The 14662-nt window shown below is 44.0% G+C and carries 14 protein-coding genes; 1 reads left to right on the forward strand and 13 read right to left on the reverse strand.

The window, feature by feature from the left end; translation table 11 throughout:
• Nucleotides 1–17 precede the first annotated feature (17 nt).
• From QFZ78_RS08720 to QFZ78_RS08760, 9 genes are all read right to left on the reverse strand, one after another.
• A complete protein-coding gene (locus tag QFZ78_RS08720) occupies nucleotides 18–692 on the reverse strand; it encodes an aspartate/glutamate racemase family protein (RefSeq protein WP_307546746.1) in 675 nt (224 codons plus the stop codon).
• A 25-nt stretch (nucleotides 693–717) separates the two neighbouring features.
• A complete protein-coding gene (locus tag QFZ78_RS08725; protein WP_307546747.1) occupies nucleotides 718–1449 on the reverse strand; it encodes a hypothetical protein in 732 nt (243 codons plus the stop codon).
• Complete coding sequence (locus QFZ78_RS08730) at nucleotides 1412–2443, reverse strand: hypothetical protein (protein ID WP_307546748.1); 1032 nt, start codon at nucleotides 2441–2443, stop codon at nucleotides 1412–1414. Before QFZ78_RS08730 ends, QFZ78_RS08725 begins: the two co-directional genes overlap by 38 nt.
• Before the next feature lie 21 nt (nucleotides 2444–2464).
• On the reverse strand, nucleotides 2465–4054 hold the full coding sequence (locus QFZ78_RS08735; protein ID WP_307546749.1) for a response regulator: 1590 nt from the start codon (nucleotides 4052–4054) through the stop codon (nucleotides 2465–2467).
• 36 nt (nucleotides 4055–4090) lie between these two features.
• On the reverse strand, nucleotides 4091–4912 hold the full coding sequence (locus QFZ78_RS08740; protein ID WP_307546750.1) for a carbohydrate ABC transporter permease: 822 nt from the start codon (nucleotides 4910–4912) through the stop codon (nucleotides 4091–4093).
• The gene (locus QFZ78_RS08745) at nucleotides 4909–5778 is read right to left on the reverse strand and encodes a carbohydrate ABC transporter permease (protein ID WP_307546751.1); all 870 of its coding nucleotides are present in this window, start codon (nucleotides 5776–5778) and stop codon (nucleotides 4909–4911) included. The genes QFZ78_RS08740 and QFZ78_RS08745 overlap by 4 nt, the downstream gene beginning before the upstream one ends.
• A 25-nt stretch (nucleotides 5779–5803) precedes the next feature.
• A complete protein-coding gene (locus QFZ78_RS08750; protein WP_307546752.1) occupies nucleotides 5804–7165 on the reverse strand; it encodes an ABC transporter substrate-binding protein in 1362 nt (453 codons plus the stop codon).
• A 138-nt stretch (nucleotides 7166–7303) separates the two neighbouring features.
• On the reverse strand, nucleotides 7304–8491 hold the full coding sequence (locus QFZ78_RS08755; protein ID WP_307546753.1) for a sensor histidine kinase: 1188 nt from the start codon (nucleotides 8489–8491) through the stop codon (nucleotides 7304–7306).
• Nucleotides 8454–9125, reverse strand: coding sequence for a hypothetical protein (locus QFZ78_RS08760; protein WP_307546755.1), 672 nt, complete (start codon nucleotides 9123–9125; stop codon nucleotides 8454–8456). Before QFZ78_RS08760 ends, QFZ78_RS08755 begins: the two co-directional genes overlap by 38 nt.
• Nucleotides 9126–9547: 422 nt before the next feature.
• Here QFZ78_RS08760 and QFZ78_RS08765 point away from each other — a divergent pair, with 422 nt between their 5' ends.
• Complete coding sequence (locus QFZ78_RS08765; RefSeq protein ID WP_307441916.1) at nucleotides 9548–9976, forward strand: VOC family protein; 429 nt, start codon at nucleotides 9548–9550, stop codon at nucleotides 9974–9976.
• A gap of 91 nt (nucleotides 9977–10067) precedes the next feature.
• On the opposite strand, the gene cls is transcribed toward QFZ78_RS08765, so the two are convergent.
• The 4 genes from cls to glgD all read right to left on the reverse strand — a co-directional run bounded on the left by cls (nucleotide 10068) and on the right by glgD (nucleotide 14661).
• Nucleotides 10068–11522, reverse strand: a complete 1455-nt coding sequence (gene cls, locus QFZ78_RS08770) for a cardiolipin synthase (RefSeq protein WP_307546757.1) — start codon at nucleotides 11520–11522, stop codon at nucleotides 10068–10070.
• A 114-nt stretch (nucleotides 11523–11636) separates the two neighbouring features.
• Complete coding sequence (locus QFZ78_RS08775) at nucleotides 11637–11831, reverse strand: hypothetical protein (RefSeq protein ID WP_171692658.1); 195 nt, start codon at nucleotides 11829–11831, stop codon at nucleotides 11637–11639.
• Nucleotides 11832–11952: 121 nt separating this feature from the next.
• A complete protein-coding gene (glgA, locus tag QFZ78_RS08780; RefSeq protein WP_307546759.1) occupies nucleotides 11953–13392 on the reverse strand; it encodes a glycogen synthase GlgA in 1440 nt (479 codons plus the stop codon).
• A gap of 159 nt (nucleotides 13393–13551) precedes the next feature.
• Nucleotides 13552–14661, reverse strand: coding sequence for a glucose-1-phosphate adenylyltransferase subunit GlgD (gene glgD, locus QFZ78_RS08785; protein WP_307546761.1), 1110 nt, complete (start codon nucleotides 14659–14661; stop codon nucleotides 13552–13554).
• Between the last annotated feature and the right edge of the window lies 1 nt (nucleotide 14662).

The raw sequence follows: 14662 nt of genomic DNA on the forward strand, positions 1-14662 counted from the left end.
CCTGCCTCTCCCTTCTGCTATGCTTGTTTCTGTTCCGCTTTTTCCAACAAAGCTTTGACCGCTTCAACGCCCATTCGCGGAGAAGAAAGCACCGGCTTGCCGGTTGTTTCTTTGAGTTTCGGTTCCATGCGTGCCATCGAACCCTGTGCGAGTACAAGAACGTCAGCCTTATCTGCAATCCGCTTTGCCGTCTCCAACAAAATGCGGTCGTGTTCCTCCGGTTTACCACCAACAAGCGCATCGAATGCGCCTTCAGCAAGTCCGTTAACTAGTGTCACCTGTCGGCCAGCTGCCTCTGCTTGCTTTTGTATAAGTCGCATCGTAGGCGCAAGTGTCGATGGAAGCGTCGCCAGCACCGCGATGCGATCATAGCTAACAGCAGCTGCTGCCATGGATTCATCAATTTTCACAATGGGCACACCGATGAGTCGGCGCGCATCATCAACCACCTCGCCTACGGAGGAACATGTATTCAAGATCACATCGGCACCTATCTCTTCCCCATGATGAAAATACTGGATTAACCTTCGTGCCACTCCCGGCGGAACTTGCCCAGCTTGCACCACATCGCCAATCAGGCTATCATCGATAATATTCACAAGCCTGCAATCCGGGAGCAGTTCCTTAAACACCGCTTTGAGCGGATCGGCTAAACCTTGACCGGTATAGACAGCAACAACAGTCTTCATCATTCATCCTCCTCATCATATAAAACCTCTACCACACAAATTCTTTATCCAGCCTGCGGTAATCACCTTCACGCATCGGCGCCTCATTGTATACTTTACGCCCGCTGTAAAGTGGCTTCTTATCGCCTTTTGGCGTAATATTCACGACATCATCACCCCGCCATTCCGCTTCGAACGTCTGGCCTACGGCGTTTTCCAATGTTTTGCGGAAGCTGAGCGGGAAAGTTACGGCAATTTTTTCCCCGGCGGTTGCTGGACCAAGCAGTAGGAAATGCTTATTGACCCATCTGCTCTCCTCGCTGCCTCTTCCTTCCGTAACTTGACCATGAAGCTCGCGTGTAAAGCGGATTTTCGTAAAACCAGCCCATTCCGGAATCCGAATCTGAAGTCGTGGCACATCCACATGAACATCAATAACAACTTTGCCCTCATGTGGCAAATAACTGCTGACATCAAGCCATTTGGAGCCTCGGTTCAGTAGGAAGTTGATGCTGATTGCCCCATTTTTCTCGGTGATGCTGTTGCTCCAGCCCATGAACAGTCCGCGCGTGCCTGAACCGAGACAACATAATTGCAAATCGCTCGTATGTCCCCGGCCTTCATTCACATCGCTTATGAAATCGTTAGGAGCTGAATAGCCGGCAAAAGATCCCCGTGTGCGCTCAGCAACTTTGTAAAATGATTTGTTAGCAGGGATGTCATTCGATTTATCATCTGTCTGTTCAACCCAATCCAGATCCAGAAGCTGTGATTCTGTCAAATGGTTCCGCAGGAAACGCTCTAACCGTTCCCCAGTACTCCACGTAACCGCTCTTAGCCAGGGTTATTCCTGTTGCAATTAGATCCACAAGGGAACAAGTTTCATGTTCATAAGCTTGTTCATGCAAATCCCCTGGCGTCCAACCAAATGACGTACACTTAGTTAGCGCCCAATCGTAGCACTTCTTCACCCAGCTGATCATTGCCGCATCGCCTGTGAAGGCGCCGAATCGGGCAATTGCATCGAGTGTACCTAGACGCGTATGGAAATGTCCGCTGCGATAGGCTAACGAATCGTTAAAGCTGCCATCTGGATGAAAAACGCCGCTGCGCTCTATGATCAGAGCCGTGAAAAACTGACACAAATCATAAGCATCCTGATTTCCAGTCAGTTCGTGATATTTCAAGAGTGGCATGACTAATCGGCCGCAGAACGCAGCCGGATCTGGGGCGAGCCGCAGCTGTACACCATTAGCGGAAGGCCAACCCGTTTCTTTGTATTCGGATGCCGGATAGTACCACACATCGCGCTCTTTGATAGCAATTCTTTTTAGCGCTGCCACATGACGGTCAGCTGCTTCCTTTACTTTTGGATCGCCTGTTTCCATAAACCATGTTGTCAAAGATAATATAACGGCCCGTTGATCGATCAGGTTAGCGTTTGGCTCCCAATTACGGGTGGGATTGATTTGACGGTAGCTCATCCCATCCTCTTTAAAGAAGGAGAGTAGGTTAGCACGGTAATGCTCCTCTACATCCTTACCGAATGTTTCCCCTGACATATGCCTTGCAAGAATTAAGCCATCGATCATTCTGCCATGCGAAGAGCCGTAATCCCAATCACCATGTGTCATAAAGGCCGGCTTGTGCAACAGATCCGCATTAAAAAACGGAATATAATTGTGATCCTTGTCCGCCATCCCCACCATAGCATTAATAGCATGACCTGCTCGTTCTTCTAGCATCAGTGTATCGGGAATAAGTCGTCTTTCCATTTCACATTCACTCCTTAGTCTTCAATGATTGACAGTTTCGGCGGCAACCCGGTATTCACCAATGGTCATGCCTGTTTTTTTCTTAAAGATTTGACTAAAATATCGATAGTCCTCGTAGCCAACCATTTGCGCAATCTCGTAATTTTTATAAGCGGACAATTTCATTAGTTCTTTCGATTTATTAATTCGGAAATTAGTCATATAATCTACAAAATTGTGACCTGTCGACTTTTTAAATAAACGGCTTACATAATCCGTGTTCATGTAATGACTTTCAGCAATCTGTTGAAGGGAAAGCGGCTGATCATAGTTATTTTCTATCATATTCTGAATGAGACGGACAATCTTTTTGCCTTGCTTTTCACGCGAACGTTTGTAGTACGCAAGCACAGATGGAATAATCTCTTCGTCGAAAATCCGTTTTACGGCTGCCGCATCGTTCCGATGCTGGATCATCTCTGTATACATTTGCGGATTTTTACCGCATACTTCCTCTAGCCGACTTTCTGTTCCTCGAAGCTGTTTTTCAATAGAGTGGACAAGTAAAAAGGCGCTCCTCTGCAAATGATCTACAGTCATTGAGTCCTCACTAATTGCAGCAAACAGCATGTCTGATTCGTGCTGAGCCCCTTCCTTGTTGCCCATTTGAAGGGAACGGAGAAAAGCATTTTCCTTCTCCTGAGGATAATTTACCCGTTGCTTACTCATGTCATTATCAGCCCAAAGGACGGTACCTAACACACCTAGTCTTTTCTTTTTCAGTGCTTGCCCCCCCTCCAGATAAGCACGCCGTAAATATTGGGCATCCTCCCTCTTTATGCCAATGCCTAAGCTGTAGCTGCCTATTTCCTCTTGTTTGAGCGTCCTTTGGACGATTTGGCTAAGTTTATTTATTTCTTCCTGTTGCAGCCGCTCACCGACGATAACGATAACGAATTCCCGATTTGCATCTGGCGCAGTCGTTACGACGAAGTTCCATTCTCCCCCGAACAAGAAAGGTTGGTTACGGGTTAACAGTTCCCGCAGTTGCCCAACAAGATTGCTTGACTCGCATCCATCTCGAAATGTATCGCGCTGCCCGACCATCACGTAGGTTTCGCCGCAAGACCAACCTTCAGGAAGAGGAATTTCCCCCTCCTTCTCACGAGCTTCTACATCTGTTACTGCATGGTACAAAATTCGTTGAAGCCAGTCTTCCTTACTGTCAAACTGCCCTGTACTCTTCTTTGTTTCCTGCTGTTTCATCTTTTCTACTGCTCTCTCCAGCACAGAAACTAGCTCATCTTTTTTAACTGGTTTCAATAAATAATCAAATGCTTTCTGTCGGATCGCTTCTTTCATATATTCATAGTCGGAATACCCACTTACGACGATCGTCAATAAATCCGGTAAATCACGACGCAGCATTCCGAGCAGTTGTTTGCCATCCAGCCCAGGCATCCGCATATCCAGAAAAAGAAGATCCGGTTTCTCGGCAAGCGCGATCCTATGTGCCTCTTCCCCGTCTCCTGCCTCTCCAACAAGCCTGAAACCGAAACGATCCCAAGGTATAGATTGAATAAGCCCCCTTCGGATCCATATTTCATCGTCGACAATGACTACTTTTCGCATGGACCAAACCCTCCCGATGCTTGATTGCACCAATGGTTATCCCTTCAGTGAACCAGCAGTTAATCCATCAATAATATACCTTTGAAGGAACAAATAAATAAGTAATATCGGAGCAACGACGACCACCATAAAAGCGAACACAACGCCCCAATTCGTACTGTACATCGTGACAAAATTAAAAATTTGGAGCACAATCGTCCACTTCGTGCTGTCTGTCATCAAATAGAAAGGCCCGAAAAAATCGTTCCAAACTGATACCATGACAACGATTGCGACCGTTACAAGCACAGTTATAATAAGCGGAAGAATGATTTGAACATACAATCGGAAATAACCGCAGCCTTCCAGAAGCGCCGCTTCATCCAATTCTCTTGGAATGGATTTCATGAATCCCACCAGCAGGAATACGGCAAAAGGGAGCAATACGGCCGTATAGTACATGATAAGGCTGAAGTACGTTCCTCGAATGTGTAAATCACCCATTAGCTTGATGGTGGGTACGATGGAAACAGGCACGATTAGGCCCATAATGAATAAATAGTACGCCGTACGCAAAAAGCGGTCGTCTCTTCGTTGAATAATGAAAGCAGCCATAGATGCAAACACATTGACGCTAAGCACCACGCAGCCCGAAATCAGGAAGCTGTTCATGAACCCGCGCACAATATGTGCCTGGGCAAAGATATCCTTATAATTGCTGAACTGCCACTCTGTGGGGAGGGACAAGCCGAACAGCGCAGATTCGCGGATATCTTTGAACGAGTTGACGAGAATCATCAGAAAGGGGATGAGGATCATCAGTGCCAAACAAATAGCCACCAATTCGAGCACAATAAGCATGTTCCGCCGTTGTGTCACATCTCCACCTCCCGTTTCTTCATCTTCATCAACACTGGCACACCGATGCAAGTAACTAAGATGAACAACACGACGTTAACCGTTGTCGCATAACCGAACTCTCCTGAACTGAACATACTGCGAATATAAGTGTAAAACACTTCTGTCGTATATCCCGGTCCACCTTCAGTTAGTACCATAACCATTTCAAACACTTTCATAGAACCAATCATGGAAAGTAATACATTTACGGTAAAAGCCGGTGCCAGCAGCGGGAAAACAATATGTCGGAACCGGCTCCAGTATTGCGCACCATCCATTGAAGCGCTTTCCGTCAAATCTTTCGGAATGAACTGAAGTCCCGCTAAATAAACGACCATTGAAAATCCAGCTACGCGCCATATGTCCGTCACAATAATGGAAAACAGCGCATACTTCGGATCGTTCAGCCAGTCATGCGCAAGTGCGGCAAGCCCCACTTGCTCCAGAATCTGATTCACAATCCCATGCTCAGGATGATAAATAGCACGGAAAATATAGCCAATGACGATCGGAGCGATCACATAAGGAAGGAAAAATATCATCCGGAGCACATTGCGCAGCACAAGAGCTTCATTGAGAATGAGCGCCAAGCCAAGACCGCATACGTTTTGCAGCACCGTTACAGCAGCCGCAAAGATTAACGTATTGAACAAGGCAGTTAGTAGTCTCGGCTCTTGAAAGATCGCCGCATAGTTTTGGAAGCCTATGAACCGAATATCTTTGGCATTGATATTCCAATCGGTGAAGCTGTAATAAAACCCGATGAGGGTTGGAGTTATAAAAAACACCAGAAAAACAGCCAGCGCTGGAAATGAAAAATAGAGTGGATACTTGCTTTTCCCCAATGCCTCCCCCTCCTTCAAGTTGGCGTTATTCGAATCCTGCTAAACGTTTGGACTTACCATCTTTTTTATAGTTGGCATCGAATTCCTTCACTGCCGCATCTACATTGCCATTGATGAAGAAGTTTTGCAGCGTTTTTTGGAAATCAGCAAATGTTGGCGTTAGTCGGTTTTGGACGTTGATTTTTGCTTTGCCCGTATCGATCAAGCCTTTTACCGTTTGTTGTACTGGATACAATTCACTTTTAGCATCTTTAAAGATCGGAATGCCAGGTGCTGTTTGATAGTATAGATTGACCATATCCGGAGTAACCATGAACTTGATCAAATCGATAGCTTCTTTCGAATGTTTCGCTTTTTCAGGCACCATTAATTGGTTCGGAGGCGTAATCAACGCTGTACCCGCATCATTCGCCGCAGGGAATGGGAAGAAACCAATGTGATCTTTCACAAAATCTTTGCTGAATTTTTTCTCCAGTTGTGGAATAATGCCATCGAGCATAAACACCATGGCTACTTTACCATCACCCATCTTGCTTTGCATTTCGTCATACGTTCCCGCCATTAAATTATCTTGATATAAGCCGAGATCTTTCAGTTCTTTCTGCTTCGCAAATAAATCTTTCACTTGTGGAATATCCGCAAGACCGAGTTGATTTTTCTCCAATTTCTGAACGCCTTCATCGCCAATTGCCGGATCTACGCCCGATACCCAACCTGTCAAATAAAAGATTTGCGCCGGCCACCCATCCTTCACTCCTTCATAGAATGGTGTCACGCCTGAAGCTTTTATCTTCTTGGCTGTCTCAATTAAATCTGCGTAGTTTTTAGGCGGCTGAACGCCAACCTTACCAAAAACATCTTTGTTATAATAAACACCCATCATCCCTGTAGCTCCGAATGGAACTCCATATATCTTTTTGTCCGGCGTTGTTTGGAATTCTTTCATCGATGGTATGATACGATCCCATACAGCCGTATCAGCGCTCCATTCATGGAGAGTTTCCTCGGCTCTTAATTTGACGTTTTGCTTCGTACCTGGCTGCATCAAAAATAAATCAGGGAAATCGCCTGTTGAAAACCGGGTTTTCATCATATTATCAAAGTCACCGCCGGGTAACGCTTGCAATTCGACCTTATTGCCGGTTTGCTTTTGATAAGCTTCGAATATTTTGTTAAATGGAACAGCGTCCACTGTATTGGGAATTACAAATGTAACGGTAACAGGATCTTTCGTCGGAGCTGCTGATCTGGTTGGCGGGTTCGTCGCTACCGCCGATTTGCCTGCGTCTGGCGTTCCTATAGTGCCACTGTTACTACTGCATCCCGTAAATGAACTAGCTGCCAGACAAACCGTTAACATGGACAAAACTGTTTTCATTTTTCTCATTTTGTAGTACCCCCCTTTAGGAATCGCTTACAAGTTAATTATATGAAAACGTTTTCCATGACTCTATCCACAATTTCGACTAATAATGTTTAATTTTCTTACCATTTTCTTCCCCAGAGATAGGCGATTAAACGGCCTTTACATATTCCATGACGAAATCATGAGGGTTACACGGGTCCCTTTTCCCGCTTCACTCTCTATTTCACATTCGAATTGCTCGCCCAAACGGATTGCATACCTGGCGTACACATTGCGAATGCCAATGCCCCCGCCCGCAGCAGAAACAGGGATATCTTCTGACAAAAGCTGCTTTCTCAGCTCGTTTCTCAACGCCTTCAGTCTCTCTGCCGAAATGCCGACCCCATCATCACTTACTGTAATGAGCAAAGATTCACCTTCTTTGTGTGCCATCAATCGGATCGTGCTTTTCCCCATCTTCGGTTCCACCCCATGGAACACGGCATTCTCCACAATGGGCTGAAGTGTCATTTTCAACAGCGGATAATCGAGCAAATCGTCCTCAATTTCCTGAATATACGTAATTTTATCTTCGAAACGGATTCCCTGAATGTTCATATAAGAATCAATTTGTTCCAACTCTTCACGAAGGGTAACCATTTCATCCTTATTTTTGATATTGTACCGGAACATATCCGCTAGCGACTGAGCCATATCTCCGATTTTATCAACATCGTAATAATCCGCCATCGCCTTAATGCTATCTAGCGTATTGTATAGAAAATGCGGATTAATTTGTGAATAGAGCATAGCAAGCTCGACTTGCTGAAGCTTGATTTGGTAAATATATTTGGATTCTATTAAGTTTTGAAGTTCAACTTGCATGTCGTTAAAGTTCATCGCGATTCTTCCGATTTCATCGCTTCTCGCAACTTGGACTCGAACCGAGAAGTCGCCTCTTTTCACTCGATTGATCGTTTTATATAAGTCCAGAATCGGATTGGTAATTCTTTGCCCGAACAAAAAGGAAATAAAAATTGTAACTAAAAAGGCTATCAGTGCTGTAAGAAGTGTTGCCGTTTTGATTCGATCCAGAGAGCCAAATATTTCATTTTTAGGCATAGCAAGAACGACTTTCCAATTGGAATAATCCGACTGTGTATATGTAACAAGCAGGTTGTCCTGCTCACCGCCATACCAGAACTTTCCGCTGCCGTTTGAGATACGTGATAGCATTTCTTTACGGAAAACAGGCTCAGACTGCTCAAAGGAGGCGTATACTTGTTGATTATTTTGATCTAAAATGATCAATTTGCTGTTCGTGGAAAGATTATCGTTCTGACCAATAAGGGTGAAACAATTCAGCATTGTATTCCGCGCGTACAACAATAAAATAGTCGGGATTAGCAAAATCTCGAATTAATATGGACGATGAATAAGCGGTCTCCTCGCTTCCAGAAATCATTTCCTTCGTCGGACCGGTAAAATGCACACGACCATCATTGACTACCGTCTGGCGGAACCAATCGGATTGCTGCACATCATCGGCTGTCCAAGACTTCTGATTATCCGATGCATTCAGCATTTCTCCGTTACTGTAATAAATTTGAAACCGGATAAAATCCCTGATTGGTGTAATGTTGAAGATTTTCAGAAATAAGTTTTCAAGCTTTTGCCTGAATAGGAATTGAGCCTGCTCATCCATCGTCGCATACACATTAATCCCATCTATATATTCCTGACTGTAATAAGGGGCCAGGAGTAGATTTCGCTTGTTTTGAAAATCATTATCCATATTTTTTTCAATTTGCCGGACAATTTGTAAACTTGACGACTCTACCCGCTCCGATACTGAGCGATAAGAAATATAGAAGGAAATAGCCCCTACCGATACAATGCAAATAAGAATAATGACGAAATAACTGAAGAGAAGCATGATACGGATTCCGGTAAAAAAGGATCGGATTTTCCCGAAAATCCCCCAAAGTATACTTCCACGCATGATACCGAACCCCCTCCTTAAAACATATCAACCAGACACAGATTAACCCGATCAAGTTAGTTGGATTGGGATTATTTTACCATACACCGATTCAATTGGAGTAGGTTTATTTCAGTGCACACGCGACCGCTTTTTTCCAACCCGCACAAATTCAAAAAAAAGACGTGGGAATCCCTCGACTCCACGTCCTTATTAATATTTTCCTCATCATTTCCCCCCGTTAAAATACAGCTACTGATTCGTTTCCTCGACAGCCTCCATCCAATTATTTTGATGCTTGTTTTTGCAGTCGAAGATCATTCATTTGATCTCCGAAATTCATACAATTTTTGTATTTGTTCATCCGCAGGTATATTGGTTTTAGAACAGTTAAATGATACAATATGGAAATGATAGACAATTAAAATTAAGGAGTGAAATTAATGGCTATTGATGTATATCTTAATTTTAACGGAAACACTCGTGAAGTCATTGAGTATTACGCAGAAGTTTTTGGACTAGACAAGCCACAAATCATGACCTTTGGAGATACACCACCAGACCCATCCTTTCCTCTTCCCGAGGAAGCCAAAAATTTAGTTATGCATGCACGCCTTAGCATTTCTGGAAGTACAGTTATGTTCTCCGATGTTTTCCCAGGAATGCCTTTCGTTGCTGGAAACAACATTAGCCTTTCCTTAGTTAGCAAGGATATTGATGAAGTGAAGTCAGCCTTTCATAAGTTGAAAGAAGGCGGCAAAGTGGGTATGGAGCTGCAAGAAACTTTCTGGAGCAAATGCTACGGCAGCCTAGAAGACAAATTCGGAATTCAATGGCAGTTTAACTATGACAATGGTGAATCGGTTTATTAATTAATCATTTCACAATACAAAAAGGATATTCAATCTTTCTTTCTCAAGAAAGGATTGGATAGCCTTTTTTTTACTTAGACTACACCTTCGTTTACAATATGGGAGAAACCAATTTCGAGATGGACTCCAGAAAGCGAATCCGTAAGGAACGCTTATCATATTCCTCCAACGTCAACTCCATACAGCCCTCCATATCCTTCCAGAACGTGTTTTCCAGCTTCTTCGCCGTCTCTGCATGATACATCAAGGCGTTCGTTTCGAAATTAAGCCGAAGGCTGCGAATATCGAAGTTGGCCGTCCCAACTGAGGCAACCTGCCCATCGACGACGATCGTTTTCGCATGAAGAAAGCCTTGATCATATAAGTAGCACTTCACGCCTGCTCGCAGCAATTCTCCTACATAATACAAGGAAGCCCAATGAACAAACAAATGATCTGCTTTCTCAGGGATCATGATTCTAACGTCAATGCCCGATAGAGCAGCAATACGCAGCGCATTCAACATGCTTTCTTCAGGGATAAAATATGGAGTCTGTAGGAGGATTCTACTCTTCGCCATGTGAATCATTTTTAGGAATGTATACACGAAATGCGGCCAGGCTTCATTGGGTCCACTTGCCACAATTTGCATGGGTACGTTTTCCAGGCTATTGGCTTCCATATTTTCAGGAAAATACTCCGCCTCAACTTCCATCTGCTGCACAGATGCTAAGTTCCAGTCCAGAATAAATCTCGACTGCAAAGCACGAACAACGCTCCCGGTCAAACGAAGGTGCGTATCTCGCCAGTAACCAAATCGCGGATCTAAACCCAGATATTCATTACCGACATTGAATCCACCCATGTACCCAATCAGGCCATCAATAATAACTAGTTTACGATGATTGCGATAATTTACCCGATAGTTCAGAAACGGAATGCGCGATGGGAAAAATGCGGCTTTTTGTCCGCCTGCCTTTAGGAAATCTCGAAAAAAGGACTCTTTCAGTGACCTTGAGCCAATATCGTCATATAAGAATTTCACTTGGACACCCTGCTCCGCTTTCCTCGTCAGAGCTTCCATGACCTTGTGACCCAACGAATCATTCTTAACGATATAATACTGCATATGTATATGGGACTCAGCGGCTTCAATTTTCTTCAGTAAATCACTAAATTTAGCCACACCGTCTGTGAAAATATGTACACCATTATCTTGCGTGAGGAACGCATCATTCGTTGCGACATTCAGATAAATCAAATCTCGATATTGACTTACCATCGGATCAATATAAGGCAGCGTCCCGTCAATTAGCTGTTCCCGCTGCTCTGAAATGACGGTTTGCACTCTTTCCAGCATACGGCGGTTCCATTTATACAGCTTTCTGCGGCTCAAATTTTGTCCAAGCATCACATAGAGCAGGAAACCGAGAATCGGAATGAATAAAAGCACCATGAGCCATGACCATGTTGCCGCCACGTTTCGACGTTCTAAGAACACAACCGTTATGGCTAGTAAAATATTAATCACAAAGACGACAGTTAGTACATGCGATATCCAATCCATAACACCACTCCAAACCATTTATATCAACTCATCGCTATTATACCTGAATTTCGACAAATTAGGAAAAGACCCCCTATTCACAAGGTGAATAAGAGGTCATTAACAAGTTACCCTTTATGCTATTTTCTTAATTAGGCACAGTTTTCTCAAATAATAAACGCCGCCTACTTTAATGACATCATCCGAATAAGCTTCAATCAATGAACCTGCGTCTTCCAATTCGCCATCAAACCACACCTCTACAGGTGTTTGAAATAACATGCAGTGGTACATATCTGCATCAGTTAAACATACCTCAGTCCGGCTCATTCTGAACAACTGCCTCTCCTAAAAAAATTTCACCCGGTAATGTCTTTATCGACATTATCAAGGATAAAATGAAGAGGAACTAGACAGAAGAGACTAGAGGCAAAGTGCCTCCAGTCTCCTTTTAAGCGTTGTTAGTAACCATTTCTTTATAAAGTGCGATATACTGCTGGGCTGACTTTTTCCAGCTGAAATCGCCTCTTTTCATATTTTGCTGAATTTTCAGCCATGCCTCTCTATCATTCTTGTAGAAAAACACAGCACGGCGAATGATATGCAGCATGTCATGCGCATTATAGTTGCTAAATGTGAATCCGGTACCCTCACCCGTGAACTCATTATAAGGCTGCACGGTATCTTTCAGTCCGCCAGTTTCTCTAACAATGGGTACAGATCGATAACGTAGTGCTATCAACTGTCCAATCCCACAAGGCTCGAACTGTGACGGCATCAAGAATAAGTCAGATGCGGCATAGATTTGATGTGCAAGAGATTCATCGAAGTAGATTTGAGCAGATACCTTATGTGGATGCGTTTGAGCCGCATATCGGAACATTTGCTCATACCCATAGTCGCCAGTACCGAGAACAACAAGTTGAATGTCCAAAGCGAGAATCTCTGAAATGACATGCTGGATAAGATCAAGCCCTTTTTGCTGTACCAGGCGAGTGACCAACGCAATCATCGGTACATCACCATTCACAGGCAGACCCAAGCGCTCCTGCAGAGCTAGCTTATTTTGCTGCTTCTTCGGTAAAGAATCTCGATAATTCACAACCAGATGCGAATCGGTCATTGGATCGAACACGTCATAATCGATGCCATTCACGATGCCCGTTAACTGATCTTTGCGATGACGCAGCAGGCTGTCCAAAAATTCACCATAAAAGGGAGTTTGAATTTCCTCCGCATAGGTTTGACTTACCGTTGTTATCCGATCCGAATAGAGGAGTCCGCCTTTGAGGAAGCTTGCGCCACCATGCAATTCAAGCGAAGTTCCTGTGAAATGATCATCTGATAAACCGAACAAATCTTTTAACAGGGATTGATCAAACACACCTTGGTATTTCAAGTTATGAACGGTAGACATCGTCTTCATCTCGCTATAGAAAGGGAGGTGTTGATAATGCGCCTTCAGCAGCACAGGAATCATACCCGTTTGCCAATCATGGCAATGAATCACATCCGGCTGGAAATCAAGTAACGGGAGCGCCTCAATAACCCCTCTGCAGAAGAACCCAAAACGCTCCGCCTCGTCACCATAACCATAAATGCCTGGACGCTTGAAATAATACTCATTATCCACGAAGTAAAAGGTAACTCCCTCATGCTGAAGCATCTCTATCCCGATGTATTGCTTCCTCCAGCCGATGTACACATCAGATGTGATTACCTTCGTCATTGCTTCCCGATAAACTGCAGGGATATCGCCGTACTTAGGTAAAATAACGCGTACATCAAGTCCTTGACGAGTAAGCTCCTTAGGTAACGAGCCAATTACGTCAGCTAGACCGCCTGTTTTAATAAAAGGTACAGCCTCAGATGCTGCAAATAGTACTTTCATCTTCCTACTCCTCCAATGGATGTTTGAAAAGCCACCTTTTGCAAAACGAAGCTTATTCAGAATGATTGGTCGGTGTCGAAGCTCGAACAAATGCCAGGAACTTAGGTAATCGTTCAAGCTTCTAGGCTTCTGAAAGCTGACTTTTCAAATTTATTTGATCTAGATCACTTTCGTTTTCGCAGCAATGAATGGCGCTTTGTTATCCCCCGTTAAGACACGTCCACGACTAATGAAGACATCCTTATCCAGAATTGCGTTCTCAATGATAACATTCTCCTCAATCTCACAGTTTTGGAGAATGATGCTGTTCTTCACGTACGCGCCTTTCCGGATCTTCACACCACGGAACAGGATACTGTTTTCCACTTTACCTTCGATGATGCAGCCGTTTGCGATGAGCGCATTTTTAGCAGCTGCGGTATCCAAGTACTTCGCAGGCGGTTCATCTTTAACCTTCGTGTAAATCAGGTTTTTCTGGAAGAAAAGCTCTCTCCAGATGGATGGATTAAGCAGCTGCATACTGTGCTTGTAGTAACCTTGGATTGAATTCACAATCCCTACATGACCTTCAAATTTGTAGCCATACACACTAAGCTTATCAATGTTTTTCATAATGCCATCACGAACCAAATGATCGTAACCTTGCGCTAAGCAAGACTCAACCATATCCAGCAGCAGCGCTTTGCTCATGATGTACATTTCCATTGAGATGTTGTTTGTACGCAATCTTCCTGTGTGATCCTCCATGAGAGTCACTTGCCCGCTATCCTTGACCGCTAACCGACGGAATTTCCCTTGAATATCCTCATCTGTTTGCTTATAGATAACCGTAATGTCTGCTTGTGTATCCTCATGATAACGCACAGCGTCACGCAGATCGAGGTTGCATACCATGTGGCTTCGTGAAATAATGACAAGCTCTTCTTTACCACGATAGAAATAATCTCTATGGCTATAGAACTGGTATAAATCACCACGTGAAATGCCTGTTGGTTCATTGAGCACAGATGGGAGCACGAACAAGCCGCCCCGCTTTCGGTCCAAATCCCATTCTTTCCCAGATCCCAGATGATCCATGAGCGAACGATATTTGTGTTGAGTGAATACAGCAACATTATCAATGTCGGAATTCACCATATTTGACAATGTAAAATCAATTAATCGATAACGACCGCCGAACGGCACAGATGCAGGGCAACGAAAGTAGGTCAGTTCCTCCAAATCATCCGGTTCATTCACTAAATTAATGACACCCATCACATGTTTCACT

This window comes from Paenibacillus sp. V4I5 (assembly GCF_030817255.1).
Classification (GTDB): domain Bacteria; phylum Bacillota; class Bacilli; order Paenibacillales; family NBRC-103111; genus Paenibacillus_E.